The organism is Pseudomonas sp. NFACC24-1 (genome assembly GCF_900115235.1).
GTDB lineage: Bacteria > Pseudomonadota > Gammaproteobacteria > Pseudomonadales > Pseudomonadaceae > Aquipseudomonas > Aquipseudomonas fluorescens_AA.
In genome coordinates, this window is sequence record NZ_FOVS01000056.1 from 1 (window position 1) to 23,754 (window position 23,754).

Annotated in this window: 9 protein-coding genes; 2 read left to right on the forward strand and 7 right to left on the reverse strand. The window is 58.5% G+C overall.

What is annotated here, in order from left to right:
* Positions 1 to 282 precede the first annotated feature (282 nt).
* The 4 genes from BM317_RS28865 to BM317_RS28880 all read right to left on the reverse strand — a co-directional run bounded on the left by BM317_RS28865 (position 283) and on the right by BM317_RS28880 (position 18,469).
* Positions 283 to 681, reverse strand: a complete 399-nt coding sequence (locus tag BM317_RS28865; protein WP_092477124.1) for a hypothetical protein — start codon at positions 679 to 681, stop codon at positions 283 to 285.
* On the reverse strand, positions 681 to 13,760 hold the full coding sequence (locus BM317_RS28870) for a two-partner secretion domain-containing protein (RefSeq protein WP_256574287.1): 13,080 nt from the start codon (positions 13,758 to 13,760) through the stop codon (positions 681 to 683). Before BM317_RS28870 ends, BM317_RS28865 begins: the two co-directional genes overlap by 1 nt.
* 24 nt (positions 13,761 to 13,784) lie before the next feature.
* Positions 13,785 to 15,491, reverse strand: a complete 1,707-nt coding sequence (locus BM317_RS28875; protein WP_092477126.1) for a ShlB/FhaC/HecB family hemolysin secretion/activation protein — start codon at positions 15,489 to 15,491, stop codon at positions 13,785 to 13,787.
* Between the two features lie 494 nt (positions 15,492 to 15,985).
* A complete protein-coding gene (locus BM317_RS28880) occupies positions 15,986 to 18,469 on the reverse strand; it encodes a sialidase family protein (RefSeq protein ID WP_092173040.1) in 2,484 nt (827 codons plus the stop codon).
* Between the two features lie 352 nt (positions 18,470 to 18,821).
* Here BM317_RS28880 and BM317_RS28885 point away from each other — a divergent pair, with 352 nt between their 5' ends.
* The gene (locus BM317_RS28885; RefSeq protein ID WP_092173043.1) at positions 18,822 to 19,097 is read left to right on the forward strand and encodes a hypothetical protein; all 276 of its coding nucleotides are present in this window, start codon (positions 18,822 to 18,824) and stop codon (positions 19,095 to 19,097) included.
* A 284-nt stretch (positions 19,098 to 19,381) separates the two neighbouring features.
* Here BM317_RS28885 and BM317_RS28890 read toward each other — a convergent pair whose 3' ends face one another.
* Positions 19,382 to 20,728: a DEAD/DEAH box helicase gene (locus BM317_RS28890; RefSeq protein WP_060738709.1), complete on the reverse strand. Its 1,347-nt coding sequence runs from the start codon at positions 20,726 to 20,728 to the stop codon at positions 19,382 to 19,384.
* A gap of 193 nt (positions 20,729 to 20,921) precedes the next feature.
* Between BM317_RS28890 and BM317_RS28895 the strand changes: the two genes are divergently transcribed.
* The gene (locus BM317_RS28895) at positions 20,922 to 22,220 is read left to right on the forward strand and encodes a mechanosensitive ion channel family protein (RefSeq protein ID WP_092173046.1); all 1,299 of its coding nucleotides are present in this window, start codon (positions 20,922 to 20,924) and stop codon (positions 22,218 to 22,220) included.
* Between the two features lie 116 nt (positions 22,221 to 22,336).
* Here BM317_RS28895 and BM317_RS28900 read toward each other — a convergent pair whose 3' ends face one another.
* Entirely contained in the window at positions 22,337 to 23,203 is an 867-nt protein-coding gene (locus BM317_RS28900) for a carboxylate/amino acid/amine transporter (protein ID WP_092173049.1), read from the reverse strand.
* 312 nt (positions 23,204 to 23,515) lie between these two features.
* Positions 23,516 to 23,754 (reverse strand): transposase (locus BM317_RS28905; RefSeq protein WP_139236071.1); only part of this gene is annotated, 239 nt, incomplete at its 5' end.

Genomic DNA, 23,754 nt, shown 5'->3' on the forward strand with positions numbered 1-23,754 from the left:
ACAACGCTGTTGTTCGAATGCAGATCTATGCCACAGAATTTCATCACGGCCTCCTCAGCAAAAGTCTAAGTTCGCACCTTGAATTTTGCGCCACCTCTGTGAGGTGGGGAGGCCGGTCAGATGATTCTCAGATTTATTTTACCGACTCAACTATCGGTCGCCCCCGGTAAAACATTCTGGTCATATAAGGATCCTCCATCCGTGGAAGCTTTCAGCGTAGCAGAGCATTTAAAAATAAATCCCTTTTCGGTCATTACTTTTCACTAGTCACTCTCCTTTTCTTCATGACGAAAAATAATTCCCTTTATCATCTACCCAAATCACACCAGGAACCTCATAAAAATAAAAAGTTAGATCCTCATCACTATCACTTACAACATCTTTAGGCCACCTGCCTTTCAAATAAGAAACTATTTTCCCCGCTTCCAAATTCCAATGCGCCGCGCTATCAGCAACAGAAAACCTAGGATTCTGATTATCCGGCGAAATATAACAATCTGCACCCGGGGCGATAAATTTTATTCTTCCATCATTCAATAAACTCTCAATCACGAAAAAAAACTCATCTCTTCGCTGATCGAAAGACAACTCAGGACGCCACGACCCGATAGAACTAAAGATAGCGATCAACCCCAAACCGAAGGAGTCACGCACTATTTTTTCAATAAAATCCACAGTCATTATTTACCTCCAATCAGAAATTTTATTTCCGGATTATACGTTGTACCTGTCACAGCCTTGGGAATATCTATGGTCCATGCAGGCCCCGTTTGCCCGGTTGAAGATGCGAAATTACGAAGAGTAAAATTCCCTCCAGGAGTGTTAACCACGTATATATTCCCCTTCCCAGGGATAACACGAGGAGCAGGTAAATTAGGTGAACCTGTCAGCTCTGAAAAATACTGCTTAATTTCTATATCGGTTGCACCAGAAAATATTTTCGCATTCCCGGGGTTTGGAACTTCGATAAGAGAGCGATTGCCAATTTGTATACCATTCCGAGGGCTGGAGGAGCTAAACAACTCCATTATCTCCATACCGCGCTCAATGCTTGGAATGCCCTTTCCACCATTGTTCACTAGCTCGTAGGCATTTTTCAATCTTGACTCGACAGCCCGTACATTGTTTCTAATGCTGCCAGCCCCCGCTGCGGCGCCCCCCATCAACGCTAGCCGGTCCAGCGTCGGCCCCCAATCCCCAATCACCTCCGTCAAATACTCGACGACCTTCAATGATCGATTAACGAGGATAGCCTTATAGACCTCACACGTATCATTCTGACAGGGCATTGCCAGAATCGAATCCACAGAATCCATCACCCGATCACGTGTTTCCTGCGCACGCATCGATCCTGCAATTTCCTCTGCATACGCGATGTTGGCCAAGCTGTCTTCGTTATACTTCCCTTCCTCCCAGCGTTTTTTGGTGCAGACATCATCGGTGCCGCACCCGCTCATATCCTTCACGAACAGTTGTCTTTCACCATGCTCCAAATAGTTGAATTTGGTCGCCTGCTGCGCAACCCACGCTGCGACAGCCTGATCCTTATCCGATCCACCCGCCGCCGCCGCAACCGTTAAACCAATCAATTGGGACGTCATAGCCAACAATTGGTCGTGTGAGTTCCCAGCAAAAATCTTGTCGCCTACCAAGGAAACAAAGGCTTCGTTAGCCCCGGCGGCCAAAGCTCCAGTTCTAAAATCGCCACCCGCGAGTTCAGCAATCAAACCACCCACCAGGGCATGCGCCCCCACTTTGGCGGGAAGCCCTGAATACTCCAGTTGCGTGCCGAGCTTGTTATATATCCCCGCACTCAAAACATCCGCAGCGGAGCTGATAGCCATTTGGGCGAGATTATCTTTGAGACTGCCGCCGTTTATCGCTGTGCTGGTTACTGTGTTGAAACTGTTTTGGGCCAAGGTGTAGCTAGCAAATTTGGTAAAACCATCCAGATTCCCGAGTTCAAAACCATGGGTCGCCTTACTTGCATCCGCAGATGAAACTCCAAAGGCCCTATCAAGTACTCCGGTAGCAAAGCCTGCCGCGATTCCATTGATTAAGTAGCCTTTCATACTCTCAGCTGACGTAACATCCTTAAGTACGGCGCCCAAATCGCCTTTATTGTTAATCACGCTTATAGCGGCTTGCGATATGGCTCCTGAAATAGCGGCTGAAGTTGCCGCGCTCGCAGCGGCGGCGATGGTAGCCGCAGTCGCCTCGCTAAGACCTGCTGCAAGTGCGGCAGTTTGAGCCGAAGCCCCAGCTGTAGCTCCTAATGCACCAACACCAGCAGTACCAGCACCTGCCGTTAAGACGGTAACGACAATAATTATCGCCAGCATCGCCCCCTGACCGAGGCTTGAGCTGCTGTATTTGAACGACTCATGGGTTTCCTTAATCAGCTGCCAATCTACATCACCACGTTGTTCGGCCTCCTTGAGCCAAGCCAATTGCGGGTCGGCCTTGACCATGGTGTCGATAGTCTGGCTGACTGTTTTCTGGTTAATTTGCTTGATGTCGATGTGCAAGCCGTTGACGGCTTGAATGACTAGTTCGCCTTGAGCTACCAGTTGGGTTTGGCGCAACGTTTCATCAGTGTGGCCTTTACCCTTCATCGAGTTCCAAGTCAGGCTGGTATCACTCTTCGTATGACTTTCCTGGCTCAGATCCTTGACGCCCTCGAAGGTAATCGAACCACCGCTCTGCAGCGTCAAATCATTGCCGCTGTTCAGCTTGGCAGCCTGATAAAGCTGGTGATCCCCACTCAGCAGCGTCAGATCTCCTCCCGTGGAGATCTGACTACCTACATGGGTTACTTTGGTGAGCTCATCACGCCGGAGCTGTTTCTTCCCCCAGCTCCCCTTCTTCTTTTTGTCATACAGCGAATAATCGCTGTCCTGCGCGGCCAGAAGCGCCAGGCTTTCTCCAGCCACCAGATAAGCTTCATCACCGGCGTTGATACGGCTGGAGATAAGCGCCATATCCTTCCCGGCATCCAACCTCACGTCGCCTCCAGCACTGATAGCGCTGCCGATCTGTTTGACGTGGTCCTCTTGGGCCGTGACCTTTTTCGACTTGTAGTAAGAGTGGGTTTCGTTGGCGCCGGAGGAGATTGTCATGTTCTCGTCGGCGGCCAGCGCTACATCGCGATCAGAACTGATCTGGCTCGCGATGGCGTTGAAGTCTCGACCGGCATTCACAACAACGTCGCGCCCCGCATCCACCTCCGAGCCCAATTGAGTGATCGAACTTCTACGGGTGCCACCGGTGTTAGCGGTCTGTTGTTGCGCGGAAACGATATTGACATCCCGCCCTGCATTGATTTGGGTGTCGCGTCCGCTGACCATGACGCTGCCAACGCTATTGACGTCTCTACCGACGCCCATGGTCAGGTCGTTGGCCGCCTCGATACGCGAGGTGTTATCCGCGTAGTCCTGCTGCTGGGTGTAGCCCTTATTGCTGACAGTTGCCGTGGTCAACGTGCGCTCGTTGATTACGTCACCAACTACCGCATTCATGCTGATGTCACGGCCGGCGATGATGCCGCCGGATTTATTGACGATGTTGTTGCCGGCCAGTAGGTCGAGACGGTTTCCGGCTTCAATCAATCCGCTGTTGGTCAGGTTCTCGCCAGCGGATGCGGAGAGGTTATTCGTAGCCCGAAGCGTACCGGCGTTCTCTAGATCCTTGCCGGCAATCAACGTAACGTTCTGACCAGCAATCAACGCACCATTAGGCGCCAGGCGATTATTGGCCTGGGCCAAGTACAGCACCGGCACCAGCACCTTTTCACCGTTCACTTCGTGCTCTTCGAGCCAGACGATGTCGTGGGTCAGGGCGGCGACTTGTTGGGCGGTGAGGGTGACGCCTACCGACAGGTTGAGGGCGTCCTTGCTGGCGATGGCGTTATTCATCAGGTACTTGAACATCGCCTCGTCGGAGGTTTGGCCGTCGATGAAGCGTTGGCCGGTGCGGGCGACGACGGCTTGCTGGATCAGACGTTGTTCAAACAAGCCATCGCCCAGGCGCTTGGCGCTGGTGTCGGCGTCGTAGCCGAGTTTCGTCAGCAAATAATCCGAGCTGGTGAATGACTTGAGGTCGGTAAGGACCGGGTTGGTCTCGATCAAGTATTTATGTGGCGTCGAGGCAACCGTCGTGCTTGGCAGGCCCGTTACCCGTGCCACCGTTTGGCCGTTGACAGGCGCTGGCGCGCTTACCGAGGCGTCGGTTGGACGACTTACGCCGATCGGCGGCGTGCTCGAAGTGTCCAGTGCAATGTCGACGCCACGGGTGATGGTGCCGTCAAGGGAACGCCCTGGCAGTTGCGGCGTGCCTGTGGACGAGTCCGTTGGAGCGGTGACCTGAATGGCGGACGCGCCAGCCGTAACGCCGCCGTTTTCACGATTCAGCAGTTGCACCTGTCGTTCGGCGGTGGAAACCTGGGTGGCATCGGCGATCTGGATGTCGCGCACATTGGCGGTCGGGGCGGCGGTGGATCGATTCGATGCGCTCACGCTGGCGCCGCCGATTGTCCAATTCTGCGACACGGCCGGCGTCTGGGACACTGACGCGTCGCTGGCGCCCTGCCCGCTCAGCCGGAACAGGCCGTTTTGCCCGGTGGGGAGGCTGAAACCGGGGAGTGTCAGGGGGTTTATTTGTTGTTGGGCCAAGTCCGGTGGGAGTTGGCTGTTCAGGGTCACGACCGTGGTTTTGCCTGATCCTGCGGCGGCGGTTGTGGTGTTGCGGGACGACGTTGTTATGCCGGTGGAGAATGGGCGCTCCACACCGTTGGTGATTTTGTTTGTTGCGGTAATGGAGACGTTGCCGCCGGCTTGGATGATAGCTGGAACCAAACTATCGGACGAGGTAGACGAGACAACGACTTGATTGAATGGAGTAGAGTTTTTTATGAAGTCAGGCACCGCCATTCGTGTACCGGTCGAATATTGAGACTCCGTAAACTTAATTTCGGTACGAACCCTTTCCACAAGCATACCGATATTTATAGCGATCGGACCAAATCGTTGCCAATATTCTGATTCGTTCGGCTTACCTCCGTCTCGACCTATTTGGGTATAGGTAGTCGACTCAATACCTGATGAATTCCAGAAACGCATACCCTCATTGTAGCCAGCATCATTGTATATATTGTATTTTACGAGCGCAGCCATATCCTGATAAGTAGGATTGGAATACGCAATAAATTCTCTACTTACATAATCACCTAAAGCAGATCCCGAATTTTCAAAACCGCCCACAGAAATATCTACATTACCTGCCGCAGAAACAGATGAATTCGAGTTTAAAAATGATCCACCTTTAATGCTCATATTTCCAGATGAGCTCAACGAAGCTGCTTTAGAACTGAGGTCCCCCGAAAGCGATACACGATATTTTTGTTCATATACATAATACGAGTCAGGTTGCCGCTCATCCATAAAATATTGAGGAAGAGCGTCACAACTGTAGCAGCCGAACCCTATCGACGACGAATACAACTCCGCCTCAGTCTTAAAATCCCCGCGCTTATTAATAATCGAATCCGCATTAATTGAAAAATCCCGCCCACTCTCCATGGTGCCCGAATCATTCTCCATCAACGCCGACCGTCCCCCCAGGTCATTGCGCGCTACATCAATGTTCTCTAGGGCATAAACATCCGACTTACGGTTGGTAAAACTCCCCACCCGCAATTTCATGTCCGCCCCACTGAACAAAAACCCACCTTGATCGTTCAGCAAGGTCGAAGCCGTCAGTTTCAAACCATCTGCACCGGCAACCGTCCCATAGTTATTAATGGTGCCCGCAGTGATATTCAACGCACCCGCCGATGTCAGCCGCCCGTAATTGTTCAGGCTGCCCAGGCCACCGCGCCCACCGATCGTCGTGGTCCCGCCGCCGGTGATACTGGCCACACTACTCAAGTCGATCGCAGCGGCATCTACCGTCATGTCACCCAGGCTGGTGACCCGGCCATTGCCGCTATACCGCCCAGTCAACTGCAAGCCCAGGCCACCATCACTGGCAATCAACCCGTTGTTAACCCAGTTCCCGCCTTTACCCTCCAACTGCGTCGAGGCCAGCAGTTGCCCAGTCTCGGTCTGGGTGAAATTGTTGACGTCGACCGTCAGCCGTCCGGCCTGGATGGCGCTGGTGTTGGTCCAGGTGTCGGCCTTGAGCGTCAGGCCGCCACGGGTGACGATGTCGCCGCCGGCGCCGGTGACGTTGGCCAGGGAGATGTCGAACGTGCCGTCGCCCAGATGCAGTAATTGGCCGCCGCCATTGAGGAAGCTGTTGGCGGACAGGGTCAGGTTACTGTTGACGCTTTCCAGCTTGCCATTGCGGTTGTCGAAGAGGCTGCCGATCTGGAAGTCGGTTTTACCCGTTACCCCAAGGGCTCGCAGTTGGCCGGTCTGGTTATCGAGGCTGGCGGCGCTCACCACCAAGGTGCTGTCGCTTTCCAGAATGCCGCCACGGTTGGTCAGGGCGCCGTCCAGGTCCAAATTGATGGCGTTGCCGGCGATCTGGCCGGCGGTGTTGTCTAGGCTGGCACCGGTGCCGGAGACCTTGATCAGCCCAGAGGCATAGAGACCGCCACTGCGGTTGTTCAGGCCGGCGGTGTCGATGACGATATCGCCCGTCTGCGCGGCAATCCGGCCACCGTTGTTGTTCAGTCCGGCCAAGGCGCGCAGGTCAAGGCGTTGGCCTTGAATCACACCGCCCTTGTCGTTCACATCGAAGCCGTTACGCAGCACCCCCACGGTTCTCGCCTCAAGGGCGCCCTTGAGGCTGGCGAGGGTGCCGCCACGGTTATCGATGTTGGCCGCGGTCACGTTGACATCGCCGGTTTGGGCGATGAGTTTGCCGCCCTGGTTGTCCAGGTCCGCGCGCAATTCAAGACTCACACCCGTCTGGCCTTGCATCTCGCCTTGGCCGTTGGCAAGGCTCGCGGCATTGAGTTCAACGTCCGCCGTCTGGCTGTAGATCAGCCCGTTGGTATGGTTCTGCACGGCTCCGGAGGCAGTGACCGTCAGCGCATTTTTCGCGGCGACAGTGCCGGTATGGCTGTTGTCCAGGGTGCCGGTGCCCAGGGTCATTTCGCCCTGGCTGACCAATTGACCGCCTTGGTTGTTGATCGCGGTCGCATCTTTAACCGTCAACGGACCAGCGCTGGCAAGCTTGGCGCCGTGGTTGTCCAGGGCCCCCTTGAGGTTGAGGGTCACGGCGGCATTACCGATCAGGTTGCCACCGCTGTTGTCCAGGCTGGTGCCGGTGAAGCTCAAGGCTTTTTGTGCATTGACGGTGCCGCCGGCATTGCCCAGGGTCATGGCCTTCATGACCAGAATGGCGCCGCTGTCGATCAAGCCGCCTTGGGCGTTGTTCAGCAAACCGCCAGTGACGGTCAGGGTCTGGTCGCCACCGCTGGACAGAATCCCGCCCCGGTTATCCAGGCTGGCGGCGCTGACAGTGAGTTTTTTCTGGCCGACCAGGGCACCGGCAGCGCTGTTGAGCAGAGCCCCGCTGAGGGTCACGCCAACGTCGCCATTGCGGCTGGAGAGCGTGCCGTTGTTGCGGTTGTCCAGGCTGCTGCCACTGACCTGCAAGTCTTGCCATCCAGAGATCAAGCCGTTCTGGTTGACCAGGCTATCGCCATCAAGGCTCAGGTTCTGACTGCTGATCAGCTTGCCGCCGCTGTTATCGATCGTCTGGCCGCTGAGGTTGAGGCTCTGGCTGCTGGAGATTTCGCCACCCTGGTTATCAAGGTTGCGCAGGCCGTTGACGGTCAGCAAACCTTTGGCAGTGATCAGGCCGTTGCGATTGTTCAGGTCATGACCGCCGAGGTTCAGCGTCACGGCTTGCTCGCCCAGTAGACGTCCACCGTTTTGGCTGAGCGCGGCCAGGGTCAGGTTCATATCGCCCTTGGCCGACACTTCGCCGCCATCGCTGGAGTCCAGCGCGTTGGCAGTGAGCGTGAGGTCACCCTGGGCATTGATCAGGCCGTTGGCGCTGTTGTTGAGCGCCATGGCGTTGAGCAGCAAGGCACCGCCGGCCAACACGCTGCCGCCCTGGTTGTTCAAATCGCCGCTGTTGAGCGTGAGCAATTGCGCGGCGCTGATGAGACCTTGGGCCTGGTTATCCAGTTGCTGATCGATCGCCAGGACGAGGTTGCCGCGGCTGGTGAGGACACCCCCGTTGTTGTTCAGGCTCTGGGCGTGGGCATCGACGGTTGCCGCGCCGATCAGGCCTTTGACGTTGTTCAGCGCCTGGGCGATGCGCAGGGTCAGGCTTTGGCTACTCAGCACTTTGCCGTTGTCGTTGGTGAGGTTTTGTGCCGCCAGGGTGAAGGCTTGGGCGCTGGAGATTTCACCGCCCTGGTTGTTCACGCCGAGGAGGTTTTTCAGCAGCAACGTACCGGGGGCGTTGATCAGGCCGTTCTGGTTGTTGAGCTGGCCGTTGTTCAAGTCCAGGCTCAGCGAGGTGTTGCTGAACAACTGCCCGCCCTGTTGATCCAGGCCGGAAACCGAGGCAGTCAACGCGCCCTGGCTGCCGATGCGGCCGCCATCCTGGTTGGTGACCTGGGCCGCCTTGAGGTTCAGCGTGCTGCCACTGTTGAGGCGTCCATTCTGGCTGTTGTCGAACGCGCCGGTGGCGACGTTGACCGCGCCTTTGCCGCTGATACTGCCTTGCTGACGGTTGTCCAGGGCCGTGCTGCTGAGCGACAACGCGCCGTCGGTCACCAGTTCGCCGCCCTGGTTGTCGAGGCGGCCCAGGCTTTTAACGGTGAGGTTGGCGGCGCTGGACAGGCTGCCGCCGCTGTTGCTCAGGTTGGCGGCGCTGACGTCGAGGGTACCTTCACTGCTGAGTTGGCCCTGGGTGTTGATCAGGTCGCCACTGAGGTCGATGCGTTGGTTCTGCTGGCTGACCAGATAGCCGCCGCTGTTGTCCAGGGAACCGCCGTCGAGGCTCAATTGGGTCTTGGCACTGAGCAGGCCTTTGGTCCGGTTGAGCAGCTTGTCCACGGTGAGCTTCAGGCTTTGCCCGGCGAATATTTGGCCGCTGTCGCTGTTGTCGAGGTTTTTGCTCACCAGTGTGACGCCAGTGTTACCGCTCAGCTCGCCGCCACGGTTGTCGAGGTCGTCAACGTTGAGATCCAGCGCTTTTGTAGCACCGATCAAACCGGCCTGGCGGTTGTCCAGGCTCGACGCTTGCAACGTCAGGTCCGTGGTGCTGACCAGCGTGCCTTGACGGTTATCCAGCGCGGTGACGGTAGCGTTGAGCCCGGCTTTGCCGGCGATGTTGGCGGCACGGTTGTCCAGGCGATCAGCGTTCAATGTCAGCGCGCCGTCGGCGATCAGCGAACCGCGCTGGTTGTCGAGCAGTGCATCTACGTTCAAATCGAGCTGATCGAGACTGCTGACCAGGCCATCGCTGTTATCCAGGCTGGCGCTGTGGCTGTCCACGGACGCGGCCGAGATGATCCCTTTGGCGTTGTTCAGGGCCTGGGCTGTCCTCAGGACCAGGCCTTGATTGCTGAGCAGTTTGCCGCCGCTGTTATCGAGATTCCGCGCCGCCAGGGTGAACGCTAGCCGGCTGGAAATTTCACCGCCCTGGTTGTTGACGTCCTTGAGGTTGCTCAGCAGCAACAGGCCCGGGGCGTTGATCAGGCCGCCCTGGTTGTTCAACTGGCCCTGGTTCATGTCCAGGCTGACGCTGGTGTTGCTGAACAACTCCCCTTGCTGTTGATCCAGCCCGGTGACCGATGCAGTCAGAGCCTGGCTGCTGGCGATACGGCCGGCGGCGTTGTTCACCTGAGCGGCGGTGAGCTTGAGGGTGTTGCCCGAGGTCAGGCGACCGCCTTGACTGTTATTGAAAGCGCCAGTGCGAACCTCAGTGGCGGCGCTGCTCGAGATCAGGCCTTTCTGGCTATTGTCCAGGCTGGCACTTTTGAGGCTCAGGCCGGCGTCGGTGCTGACGGAGCCGCCCTGGTTGATCAGCCCACCCTGGCTGACGATGGACAACGCGCCAGCGCTGCCGAGGCTGCCGGCGGTGTTATCGAGGCTGCCGGCGTTGACGATCAGTTCACCTTCGCTGCTGATCAGGCCTTTGTTATTCAACAATGCGTTGTCGAGTGTGATCACCAAAGCATTCAGGCTACTGAGTGCGCCACCGCTGTTGTCCAGCGTATTGCCCGTGAGCATGAGGCGGCCTTGGGCGTGGATCAGGCCCTTGGTCTGGTTGATCAGTTGCGCGACTTTCAATTCAAGCGCGCTGCCGGCAATCAGTTTGCCGCCGTCGCTGTTGTCCAGGCGTTGAGCGCCAACCTTGACGTCCAGCCCTGCGGACAGTTCGCCCGCCCGGTTATCGATCTGCTCAACCTGCAAATCCAGCGCTTTTGTGGTGCCGACCAAGCCACCGTTGCGGTTATCCAGAACGCTGCCGGTCAGGCTCAGGTTGCCTTGTGAGACCAGCGCGCCGCCCTGCTGTTGCAGGGTATCGATCAGCGCGGTGAGGTCGGTTTGGCTGGAGATACGGCCAAGGGCGTTTTGCACCTCATTGGCCTTCAAGTTCAGCGGGCCGACGCTGCTCAGCAGACCACCGCGGTTGTCCAGCCGCGTGACTTCGACGCCGACGCCGGCCTTGCCGGTGATGATCCCGTTGTTACGGTTGTCCAGTTGCGCGACCGTCAGTTGCAGCGCTTTATCGGCGCGGATGTTGCCGCCACGGTTGTCGAGGGAATCGCTGCGCACGGTCAGCAGGTCGACCCCGGTGAGACGACCGCCGCGGTTGTCGAGGCTACCGGTTTGCAGGTCAAGTGCGCCCTTGGCGATCACTTCGCCCTGGCTCTGGTTGTCCAGCAGGCCGCTGATGCGTGCGCTCAGGCTGCCGTCGCTGATCACTTGGCCGGCGTTGCCGTTGTTCAGGCTCGCGGCCTGGATGTCCACGACCTTGCCCGAACCGAGCACGCCCTCGCGGTTGTCCAGCGCGCCGCCCAGGCTGATGTTCAAGGCGTTATCGCCCAGTACCTGACCGTTGCGGTTATTCAGGGTCATCGCGTTGAGCCGGGTCAGGCCGGCACTGGACACTTCGCCCTCGAGGTTGGTCAGCGTTCCATCGACGTTCACGCTCAGGTCGGCGTCGCTGCTCAAGGTGCCGCTGCTGTTGTCCAGGCTGGCGGCGCGCACGGCAAGGCCATTGGCCGAGACCAATCCTTGGGCGTTGTTCAACGCCTGAGCAATGGTTAGGTTGAGGCCCTGCTTGCTGACGACCTTGCCGGCGCTGTTGTCCAGGCTGTTTGCATTCAGGCTGAAGGCTTTGTCGCTGGAGATCTCACCCTCGCGGTTGTTCACGGCGGCGAGGTTGTTCAACAGCAGCGCGCCGGGGGTGCTGATCAGCCCGCCCTGGTTGTTCAGTTGCCCATGGTTGAGGTCGAGGGAAAGGCTGGTGTTGCTGACCAATTGGCCGTTCTGTTGCTCCAGCCCGGTGACGCTGGCATTCAAGACTTTGGCACTGGCGATGCGGCCGGAGGTGTTGTTCACCTGACCGGCCTTCAATGACAGCGTGTCACCGCTGATCACGCTACCGCCCAGGTTGCTCAAGGTCGCGGCGCTGTCGATGTTCAACGCAGCGACGCTGGTCAACTGGCCCGCATCGTTATTGATACCGGCGGCTTTGACGCTGGCGCTGGTGTCGCTTTTGAGGCTGCCTTGGGCATTGAGCAGTTGCCCGCGCAGGTCCAGGTTCATCCCTTGCCGGGCGTACAGCGAACCCTGGCGGTTGTCCAGTTGCCCGGCATTGACGGCCAGGGCGCCTCGGGTGGAGATCAACCCTTGGCTCTGGTTGGTCAGGCGTTCCAGGGTCAGGCGCAAGTCGCCGTAGGCAATCAGTTTGCCGTTGTTGCCGTTGCTCAGCTCGGTGCCGGTCAGCGCCAGGACACCCTGGCTCGACAGCTCACCGCCGCGGTTATCCAACGTGCCTACGGTGAGGCTGGCAGCCTGGCTTGTGGTGACGACGCCGCTCTGGCGATTGTCCAGGCTCGCCGCGTTGAGGGTCAGCAGTCCGGCGGAGGACAGCAATCCCGCCTGATTCAGCAATTGCGCCGAAATGCTGGCGGTGAGCGCACCGTCACTGAGCAAACGGCCTGCGGTGTTATCCAGCGACGCAGCGCTGAGCTGCACGCTCTTGCTTGAAGTGATCCGGCCGCTGCGGTTGTTCACTTGGCCGCTGGCGTTGATAGCCAACCCCTGCCCTGCCGCGACCAGACCCGCTACGTTGTCCAGCGAAGCAACGCGCAACGTAACGCCGTTCAAACCGGTGAATTCGCCACTGGTGTTATTCAACTGCCCGACATTGGCCGTCAGGTTGCCGTTGCTGCTGACCGTGCCCTGGGTGTTGAGCAGTGTGTTGGCGGTGATGTTCAGTGTATTGCTGCTGAGTACCCGTCCTTTACTTTGATTGTCCAAGGTCGCGGCGTTGACCGTGGTGGTCTGCCCGCCGCTCAGGGTTCCGCCTTGGTTACTCAGAGTCTGCGCCACGTTGGCTGTGAGGTTACGACTGGCAACAACGCTCTTACCCGTGTTGCTCAGATTCTGCGCCGTCAGGCTCACATCCCCCGCCGCGTTACGGGTGTTATCCGCGTTGACCCCGGCCTCGATAATGCCGTTGTTGGTCAACTGCCCACCCGCGTTCAGCGTAATGCTGTCCCGCGCCGCAAGACTCTGCTGGTTGCTCAGGTTGCCCTGGGTCTGGGCGTTCAACGTGGTGCCGGCGTAGGCCGGACCTCGGGCATCAAGGCTCGCGGCTTTGACATTGATGGCGCCACTGGCCGAGGTCTCTGCCAGGCTCAGGCGGCCGTTGGCATCGAGCTGAATGTCGCCGCCGCTGGCGATCAGTTTGCCGTCCAGTTTCACGCCGACGCCGGCTTCGGTGCCCACCAGTTTGATAGCGCCTGCGTACATGCCGCCCAAGGCCGAGGAGTCGATGGCCAGTTGCGGTTTGGCGCTGCCGTCGTCCGCCCGGGCGGTAGCATTGAGGGTATTGGCGTTGACGTCGTTGCGCCCGGCGACGATGGTCAGGTTCTTGGCCTGGATCTCGGCATTGATCCTGGCACTGCGAGTAATGATTTCGAAACTGTCGACGTTGTTGGCGTTGAGGCCCGCGCCTTCGATGGCGACGCTGCCTTGGTCCACCTGATAGCGGCTCACCTGGCCGTTCTCGATGATTGGCTTGCCGGTGGTCAGGGTCGCTTTCGGGGTATTGATGAAGCCGCAGCCGTTGCAGGTAATTCCGTAGGGGTTGGCCACGATCACGCGGGCCGATTGCCCAGCCACTTCCGTATAACCGCGCAACTGGCTGGGGTTGCCGCCGTTGACTTCATTGAGGATGGTGGTGGCGGCCGTACCGTTGAGGTTCGGGTTGCCGAGAATGATGCCGCCCAGTTGCGTGGATTGTGTGCGGGCGGTGGCGTTGTTGAGGATCACGCCGTTGCTGCCGACGTTGTAGTCCGTGAACTGGTTGTGCGACAGGCCATTGCCGTTGGGCTTGGCGATATTGACGATGGGCACGCCGTTGCCCGCCCGGTCCAGCCCGGTGCCCGGGGCGCTGACGACGATGCCATCGGCCTGGGCCCACAGCGGTTGCCAGAACATGACATTGACCAGCAGGAACGCCAGGCCACGCTTGGGCATGCCGCAGAAGCGGTCACGGGCTTGCAGGGCTGCGGAAGGTTGGCGGGCCAGGAAGGCGTGTTGGCGGTCGTCCATGTTCAGGTCTCGTTGCAGCAAAATTTAAAGGAGTACGTCCACGCGGAAGTAGATCGGCGCTTCGCGCTCGGTGAGGGCATCCGGGCGTTCCAGGGAGTGGGCGAAGGTGACGCTGGCGCTCAGGTGCTCACCACGGGCGAACAGCTCCAGCGAGTTGCTCGACATGCGCCCGTGCTGGCCGCCGTTGTAGCGGTCGCCGCGAATCACGCCCTGGTCATAGCCGAGGCTGGTGCCGTATTCGGCGAACACCGGGCGCAGCCACTCCAACGCTATCGGGCGGCTCCAGCGCAGGTCGTTGCGCCAGTAGCCGCCGCTGTCGCCGGACAGTGATTGGTCCTTGTAGCCACGAATCGACGATTGCCCGCCCAGGCTCATGCGTTGCGGGCTGAACAGCACGTCCTCGCTGCGCTGGCCGGTCATCAGGCTGCTGAAGCTGAAGGACTCGTCCCACAGCTTGAAAGGCTGCAGGTAGCTGGCGGTGGCGGTGTATTTGCGATAGCGCGCATCCGGCACACCAGGGCCCGGGTCGTGATCTCCCTGGGCGTCCAAGGCACCGATGCCCTCCTGCATGCCCAGGTCGAGGTTGACGAAAGCACTGCCGACTCGCCGTCCGTGGTTGATCCCGAACTGCGCCTCGCTGATGCGATTGCTGCTCTCGCGAAGCTTGCTGTCTTCGATGAAGTTGTTGGTGCGCAGGTACGAAAGGCCGGTGTTGAGGGACGTCTTGCTCAGCGCATCGCGATGGATCACCCGCTCGACCCGCAACTGATGGTTCTGGCTGTCGCCCGTCTGCTTGAAGTTGAAACCGTTGGCCGGGATTTGCGAGCGGTATTCGCTCTGGCTGTAGGTGTAGCTGACGTTCCACCAGCCCCAAGGCAGGTTGTAATAAAGCATGGCGTTGTTGGAGGTGTGCTGGTGATCGGTCATCCCATCGTGACCGCCACGCAACATCAACTGGTCGGCCAGGCCCAACGGGCTGTCCCACTCGAAGCTGCTGCCCCACTGCTGTTCACCGGTGCTGCGCTGGCCGTCGTTGCTGCGCGACAGGCCGGCGCGCCAAGGCTTTTTCGGTTCATTGGTGACCCGCACTTCACTGCCACCGACTTCCTGGCCGGGGGTCAGCTCCATTTTGGCCTGGTTCGACGGCAGGCGATTGAGCTGATCCACCATCTGCTCGATCTCCCGCAGGTTGACCAGGTCACCGGCCTTGCCGGGAAACGCCATCGCCAATTCACGCTCCGATAGCTTGCTGTTCTCGGCCCCCTTCAGGCCTTCGAGACGCCCTTCCACCACCAGCACGCTCAGATGCCCACCAGACAGGTCTTGCTGCGGCAGATAGGCACGGCTGGTGACCAGCCCCTTTTCGATGTAGTGGTCGGTGATGACTTTGAGCAGTTCGTTAAGCTGCGGCACACCCAGGCATTGGCCGATGTAGGGCTTGAGCAGATGCTCGCGCTCGCTGGCGGAAAGACTGTTGGCGCCTTTGAGCTCGATGGTCTTGATGGGGAAGCAACGGGTATCGACAGATGCGGTGGGCTGGGCCGGCTTCGCCTCCTGGCCGGGCAGGTCCTTGAGCTCCTCCAGGCGACGACGCTGCTCTTCGAGCAAACGGTTCTGGCGCTCGCGGATCAGGTCCGTCTCGCCTGGAGTGGGGGCGGCGTGAGCCAGGGTCAGCGGAGAAAGGCACAGCAAAGCCACGCACAACCTCGCCCAAAAGACGGGTGAGGACATGTTCGATCCCTCGAGTGGAAAATGACATCAAAATAGTGGCGCGATATTAATGAGCCATCATTTTGACGTCAACTAAATGAATTGGGCTTTAAGGCTATTGCTGGAACCATTCATCTGAAATCGGACGGCTCCGGTACGGGGGTACGAAAGGTCCCGAGACAACTCTGGAAACCTCCTACAAAACGGACAAGCAGCGTTCACCGCAGGTACTTTGTGCCGACGCTGGAGTGCGTAGGAGCCGTGTAGGAGCTGTCGAGTGCAACGAGGCTGCGATCTTTCCCAATACACTTGAATCTCAAGCGAAAGATCAAAAGATCGTAGGCTCCGTCAGCTCCTACAGAGCCCAGCGGGAGCAAGCACCCTCATCACGAGGGCTGTGGCGAATCCAGGTTGGGCTTCATAAAAAAACCGGACTCAAGGTCCGGTTCTTTATGAAAGAGCTAGGCATCCGCCTCTGCCCAGCACGGATACCCTGCTGGGCAGAGGTTTGACGACTACTTGCTTGCCTCCTCGACGGCTGCTGTGTTCTGAGGACCGAAAGAATATTTCAGGGCCCGAGCCTTCATGGTGCGCGGATCAGGTAAGCCTACGGTCTCTGGGCCCGCAAAGCCGGTGACACCTTTGCTGAACGTGGGATTGATCGCATCGAACAGGAAGCTGAAACCTTGTTTGAGCGAGCTCTGGGCGATGCCGTGACACCCCATGCAGCCGCCCATGGTCAGGCTTTGGGTGCTGTGGTCGTAATCCGGTACCTTGATGTTCGGCTGGTTGCGCGCATTGGTCAGGGTGTTGTTATTCGGGATGGGGAATACGTTGCTCCCACGAAACAGCTGAATCCCCGGCTGGCTGCTTTCGACCATGATATTGGCCAGGTAGTAATCCGGATCGGTTTGAGTGCTCGACGGGATGGCTTGAACGCCTTTGAGCCGATAATGCTTCCAGACCGAATTGTTGAATTCGCCGCTGCCGTCCATCAACTGCTTGACCTGGTTGTTCACCGCCGCGACCTCGACATCCATGGTGAGCGGTTGCACGACCCGGATCGGGCCGGCCTGCCCTTCAGGGATCCCGTTACTGCCGGAGTAGACCGGCGGATCAAGGCTCGCGTTTGCGACTGCGCCCGCTTTTGGCAGGGAAACCGTATAGGTCTTGTTGCCGTCAGAGAACGTGGCGGTCGGGGGGTTGTTTATATCGAAACCGGGGTAATCAATCTTGTTGTAGTTGGCAATGTAGTAGAGCCCGGTCGGTGAGTTACCGTCGGGCAGCATCAGGGCATCTTCGTGTTCGAACGTGGCGAAAATGAACGTCGGGTAGTTGGGCGTCTTATGGATGATATGCAAGGCGACCAGTGCATAGTCTTCGTTCTGCGCCACCGGGTCACTGTCGAGGCCCTTGTAAGTCACCACCGTCGCCGTGTGGTAGCGCCCACGATTCTGTACCGGGATGTCTGCCAGCTTGCGCCATGTCGCCTTGACCTCCACCGCACCGTCGGGCAGCACTATGTTATCCGGGAACTTGCTCAGGCCTTTCGCATACTCGTAGACGACGGGGTTCGCCTTGGCCTCGAACAGGATCTGGCTGTCGTTTGAAGGAGCATAATCGCCTCCTGTCTTCGCCACATTTGGCGGATTGACCGGGAAGAAAATAGCGTTTTGTCCTATTTGGGTCGCCTCATCCAGATTGTTGTAATGATTAAAGGTGGCGCCAGGCGCCAAACGAATACCCTGGGGAAATTGGATATAGCTGTATTGCGGGTCAGAACCGAACGGGCGCGTCGGACCACCTGCGGTGTTTTTTTGTGGTCCCGCGGGAAACAACTCGGTACGGTGCGCGAAGGTTTGCCATAACAAGGGGCTGGGAGACTTTGGCACCTTGCCCGAATCAGCAAAACTGCTGGCGGGATTGCCGACGCCGCGGTTAGCGGGCAATGGTGCCGCAGCTGTATTGTTCAGTGCGAAAAAGCTCCGCCAGGCGAAGGTTGCATAGTCGGTATGGCTGAGGCCTGTGGCCAGGTCCGACGGCAGTTGCGGGTTGCGTACGGTTAGATCGCTCGTGGTAATGCCATAGGAAACGCCCAATCCCGAAGGGTAGGCAGAACGCCCGGGAAAAGCGAAATAGGGTGCCCATCTGAGCCCATCGGTTGAATAAAAAGTGCTGGGGCCACTGCTGATGAACACGCGCTCATTAACCATCGTCGCACTGTTCAGGGGACTCTTGTCAGGTATACCTGTCAGCCCCTGCTTCTCGCCCCAGCTACCACTCCGGTCATAAGTGCGCGCGAACAGGCCGCCGTTAAGAAATGTGTAGTAGAGCCTCAAATCACCGTTATAGACGATCGGTACCAGGTTCCCAATCGTGTTGGGGCCTTCTTGGAATGCGGTTTTTTCCGGGCTCCATTTAAGGCCGTCATAGGTCACGTAGTAAACAGCCTTGCCACTGTTTTCGTTATACAGGACGAACAACTGGCCGTTGTACACAACGGCTTTGTTATTGAGGGCAGTATGGATTGTATTGACTGAATCAACAGGGGACCAATTGACGCCGTCCTCGGAACTGATGGTCTTTAACTGTTGGCGCGGGGCGTCGGCAAAGGTCAGTACCAGTTTTTGCTTGAATACGGTGGCGGAGACTCCACTGTAGATGTTACCGACCGGGATGGGCTTCGGCGCAGACCAGACTTTCCCCTCTACGGAAGAAGAGAAATAGATATTTTTCTGATCATTGTTGCTGGCCCAGAACATATAGACCTTGCCCTTGAACGACTGCACCACCGGGACAAAGTACGATGAACTGTAGCGCACCACGCTCGTTGAGGAAGGCTTGCCACCGGAGTCATCCGGATTATCAAAGACATCCACTTCGATCCCTACGCCTTGTTGCGGTGTCGCGACAATCACACTTTCCGCATAGGTCGAGGAGACAGTAAATAAACCACACAAGCACAACATCAGCCGACTGAGTATTGCTTTAATGCTCATCGATTCATTCCTTGAGTAAGTGCTACCCAGGCCGTACGTCTGCCTGCGGTAGTTAGTCCATTGGTAACGTGTGATCTGTACTGACAGCCATGTGTCCAGGCCCAGCCGTTTTTTGTACTCACCTCCATTGTTGTGCATGGATAACGCATGGGGTTGGAAGGCAACGATTGCAGGCACGCTCTGGCTTTTGCAGGCGGGTGTGCGATAGGTGCATATTCCATGGTAGACGACTGTTTTACATCAGCTAGGCGAACGCCGAAAAAGAATCAAGCGATGGCGGCTTGAGGTGAACTTTCCAGCCAATACCGGCCTCAACCCATTACCTGCCCAACAAGGAATACGAGGCCCATCCATGAAAACCCTCTTGAAACTCACCCTCGCAGCCACCCTCACCTGCGCCCTGCCCGCCTGGGCCACTTGCACGCCAGAGGAAGCGACCGCCAAGCGTGAGCAACTGGCCCAGGAGGTGACCAAGCTCACCGAGCAGAACCCGGCCAAGGCCAAGGAAATCAATGACGAACTGCAGGCCATGGACCTGGAGACTGCCAGCAAGGATGTGCCAGACAAGTGCCAGTTGATCGATAAGCGTCTGCAAGAGCTGAAGCAAGCAGAGAAGAAGGCTGGGTGATTAACCACAGCCGAGCACAGCCCGCTTTTGTGGCGAGGGAGCTTGCTCCCGCTGGGGGGCCAAAGGAACTGCAGGAACTGCGTAGGAGCTGTCGAGTGCAACGAAGCTGCGATCTCTCCCCAGACGCTTGAGTCCCAAGCGAAAGATCAAAAGATCGCAGGCTTCGCCAGCTCCTACAAAGCCCAGCGGGAGCATGCTCCCTAGTCACGGGTGTTGCATCAGATTCTGTTGCCCATGAAAAACCGGACCCAAGGTCCGGTTTTTCATGAAGCACTACCGCGGCTTCACTCAGCCGCCGGCGCTTCCGGCTTGCGGCGCTTGAGCGGGGCCATGCCGTCCTTGCTGACCAGCGACGGGGCGTCGGTCTTCGGGCGGTTGGCGGTCTTGCGCTTGGTCGGGGCCTTGGCGCCGGTTTTCTTCTTGTCACCCTTGGCGTCGACCTTTTTCTTCTTCACGCCAACGGCCTTGCCCGAGGCCTTGACCTTTTTCGGTCCGCCGTAGGTGCCTTTGACTTCCTTGATGGTGCGGCGCTCGAAGCTCTGCTTGAGGTAGCGCTCGATGCTCGACATCAGGTTCCAGTCGCCGTGGCAGATCAGCGAGATCGCCAGGCCATCGTTACCGGCGCGGCCGGTGCGACCGATGCGGTGCACATATTCGTCGCCGCTGCGGGGCATGTCGAAGTTGATGACCATGTCCAGGCCATCCACGTCCAGGCCGCGGGCGGCGACGTCGGTGGCGACGAGAATTTTCACGCCGCCCTGCTTGAGGCGGTCGATGGCCAGCTTGCGGTCCTTCTGGTCTTTCTCGCCGTGCAGCACGAACGCCTTGTATTCCTGAGCCACCAGGCGACCGTAAATGCGGTCGGCCATGGCCCGAGTGTTGGTGAACACGATGGCTTTTTCGTAGGTCTCGTTGGCCAGCAACCAGTTGACGATCTGTTCTTTGTGCTGGTTGTGGTCGGCGGTGATGATCTGCTGGCGGGTGGTGGAATTCAGCTGGCTGACCGCGTTGAGCTGCAAGTGCTCGGGGTTGTTCAGCACCTTGGCGATCATCTCGCGCAAGCCCGAACCGCCGGTGGTGGCGGAGAACAGCATGGTCTGCTGGCGATTGACGCATTCGTCCACCAGGCGCTGCACGTCTTCGGCAAAGCCCATGTCCAGCATGCGATCGGCTTCGTCCAGCACCAGCACTTCGACTTCCTTGAGGTCGAGGTTGCCGGCGTTCAACTGCTCGATCATCCGCCCCGGCGTGCCGATCAGGATGTCCGGCACCTTGCGCAGCATCGCGGCCTGGACTTTGAAGTCTTCGCCGCCGGTGATCAGGCCGGACTTGATGAAGGTGAATTGCGAGAAGCGTTCCACTTCCTTCAAGGTCTGCTGGGCCAGTTCGCGGGTCGGCAGCAGGATCAGGGTCTTGATGCTGACGCGCACCTTGGCCGGGCCGATCAGGCGGTTGAGGATCGGCAGCACGAACGCGGCGGTCTTGCCGCTGCCGGTTTGCGCCGTCACCCGCAGGTCACGCCCCTGGAGCGCGAGCGGAATAGCCGCTGCCTGCACCGGCGTTGGCTCGACAAATTTAAGCTCGGCCACGGCTTTGAGCAGGCGTTCGTGCAGGGCGAATTGGGAAAACACGGGTGCTACCTCGAAGAAATGCAAAAAAACAGCTGCATAGGGTAACGGTTTCGAGCGCGAAGGCCGAGTTTCTTTATACAAACGGCGGTAAATCAGTGCATTTTTATAAGCCGATTTGTCATCAACAGTCACTTGACCGGGCTTAAATGCTCTAATCGTCCCGTCGCGTCTTTATAGAAGAACCGTTTCGTCCATGGACATCAAACAACTCTGGGTCAACATCCAAGACCTCTGGGGTGCCCTTGACCAGCACCCGCTCCTGCATTCCAGCCTCGCCCTGATGTTGCTGCTGGTCATCGCCCTGGTGCTGGGGCGGGTGGCGCGCTACCTGATCCTGCACGCAGCTAAACTGCTTGGACGCCAACCGGCCCTGCACTGGGTCAACGACCTGCGCCAGAACAAGGTTTTCCATCGCCTGGCGCAGATGACGCCGTCACTGATCATCCAGTTCGGCCTGCACCTGGTGCCGGAACTGAGCAAGACCAGCCTGATTTTCCTGGGCAACGTCGCCCTGGCGTTCACCATCCTGTTCATGGTGCTGAGCCTCAGTGCCCTGCTCAGCGCCCTGCTGGACGTGTACGCCCGCACCGAACATGCGCGTACCCGCTCGATCAAGGGCTACGTGCAACTGACGAAAATGGTGCTGTATGTGTTTGGCGCGATCATCATCGTCGCCACGCTGATCGACCGCTCGCCGCTGTTGCTGCTGTCGGGCCTGGGTGCGATGTCGGCGGTGATCCTGTTGGTCTACAAGGACACCCTGCTGTCATTCGTTGCCAGCGTGCAGCTGACCAGCAATGACATGCTGCGGGTCGGCGACTGGATCGAGATGCCTCAGGTCGGTGCCGACGGCGATGTGGTGGATATCACGCTGCACACGGTGAAGGTGCAGAACTTCGACAAGACCATCGTCTCGATCCCGACCTGGCGGCTGATGTCCGAGTCGTTCAAGAACTGGCGTGGCATGCAGCAGTCCGGCGGGCGACGGATCAAGCGCAGCCTGTTCATCGACGCCAGCGGCGTGCGCTTCCTGCATGACGAGGAAGAACAACGCCTGACCCAGGTGCGCCTGCTGACCGACTACATCGGCCGCAAGCAGGCCGAGCTCAAGGCCTGGAACGAAGCCCAGGGCAACGTCGCGGCGATGTCGGCCAACCGTCGGCGGATGACCAACCTGGGCACCTTCCGCGCCTATGCCCTGGCCTATTTGAAGAGCCACCCGGAGATCCAGCCGAACATGACCTGCATGGTCCGGCAGATGCAAACCACCGCCCAGGGCATCCCGCTGGAAATCTACTGCTTCACCCGTACCACGGCGTGGGCGGACTACGAACGCATCCAGGGGGATATTTTCGATTACCTGCTGGCGGTGATGCCGGAGTTCGGATTGAACCTGTACCAGCAGCCCAGCGGCATGGACTTGCGTTCGGGGTTGTTGCCGGCGGTGTTGGGGGCGAGTCACCTGCCGGAGCCGCAGAAGCAGGTGATCTGACCCTCAGCCAAGATCTCCATGTGGGAGCGGGCTTGCTCGCGAAGGCGTCGCCTCAGTCGATATATTTGTTGCCTGACACTCCGCCTTCGCGAGCAAGCCCGCTCCCACAAGGGGGTTCAGTGTGAAGGCTGAGGCTGGCGTCCCCCCAACCGACTGATCCACACCGCCGCCAGTATCACCGCCCCACCCAGCAGCAACCGCCCCAACGCCTCGTGCTGGTTCCAGATCAGCAGGTTCATCAGCAGCCCCACCGGCACGTGCAGGTTGTTCATCACCGCCAGCGTCCCGCCGTTGACCAGGCAGGCGCCTTTGTTCCACCAGTACAACCCCAGTGCAGTGGAAACCAGGCCGAGGAACACCAGCACGCCCCATTGCAACGGCGCTTCTGGCCAGAAATTGGCCTTGCCGAACAGCAGGAATGCCGGCAACGCCACCATCAACGCACCGAGATAGAAATAGCCGAAACGCCGGTAGTGCGGCAGGTCGCTCGGATGACGGGCCACCAAGTGTTTGTAGAGCACCTGCCCGGCCGCGTAGGTGAAGTTGGCCAACTGCAGCAGCAAGAAGCCCATGAAGAAATCCGGGTTGATCCGGTCGTAGCGAATCACCGCCGCACCGGCCACGGCCACCAGCGCCGCGATCAGCGCCCAAGGATTGAAGCGCCGGTTCAGCGCATCCTCGATCAAGGTCACATGCAAAGGCGTAAGGATGGTGAACAGCAACACCTCGGGCACCGTCAATACGCGGAAGCTCAGGTACAGGCAGACGTAGGTCACTCCGAACTGCAAGGCACCGATCAACAGCATGCCGCGCATGAACGATGGTTCGACCTGACGCCAGCGGGTCAGCGGAATGAACACCAGCCCGGCCAACAGGACCCGTACCAGTACAGCGAAGTAACTGTCCACATGTCCGGCCAGGTACTCGCCGATCAGGCTGAAGGAAAATGCCTGGATCAATGTCACAAAAAGTAGATAGCCCATATCGCCCCTCGTTTCGGATGGCGGCGAAGATAGCGGTTTTGAGCTTTGGGGGCGAGTTCGCTCGCGATGGCGTCGGTACATTCATAGATCGATGCAAGCTGACCCACCGCCATCGCGAGCAAGCTCACTCCCACGCAGGGCGGTGTGGTGAGCACAGTCTCGCGGTCACCGCCAAACCCTGTGGGAGCGAGCTTGCTCGCGATGGCGCTGCATCAGAGACATGGCGGCTGACTGATACTCCGCTATCGCGAGCAAGCTCGCTCCCACAGGATCATTCAGCGGCCAGTAAATCGCAGGCAAAAAAAAGGTTCTTCACGGATTACCGGGAAAGACGCTCTTGATCTTCATGAAAAAGAATTCGCTATCCCGGTAACCGTACGCCATCCGCTTGATGACCTTTATTCGATTGTTTATTCCTTCCAACTGACCGGTGTGCATCGGCCAGCGAACCCGGCTCACGATGCCCCGCCAGTAACCCTTTAGCCGTTTGGCGAACTGGATCAGAGCTGGTATTTCGCTTTCATGCGCATGGCGCAGCCATTGCTTCCAGG

Coding starts and splice junctions, on each gene's coding strand:
- BM317_RS28875 (WP_092477126.1), bottom strand. CDS start 15,491: ATGTCCTCACCCGTCTTTTGGGCGAGGTTGTGCGTGGCTTTGCTGTGC.
- BM317_RS28900 (WP_092173049.1), bottom strand. CDS start 23,203: ATGGGCTATCTACTTTTTGTGACATTGATCCAGGCATTTTCCTTCAGC.
- BM317_RS28885 (WP_092173043.1), top strand. CDS start 18,822: ATGAAAACCCTCTTGAAACTCACCCTCGCAGCCACCCTCACCTGCGCC.
- BM317_RS28895 (WP_092173046.1), top strand. CDS start 20,922: ATGGACATCAAACAACTCTGGGTCAACATCCAAGACCTCTGGGGTGCC.
- BM317_RS28865 (WP_092477124.1), bottom strand. CDS start 681: ATGACTGTGGATTTTATTGAAAAAATAGTGCGTGACTCCTTCGGTTTG.
- BM317_RS28880 (WP_092173040.1), bottom strand. CDS start 18,469: ATGAGCATTAAAGCAATACTCAGTCGGCTGATGTTGTGCTTGTGTGGT.
- BM317_RS28870 (WP_256574287.1), bottom strand. CDS start 13,760: ATGGACGACCGCCAACACGCCTTCCTGGCCCGCCAACCTTCCGCAGCC.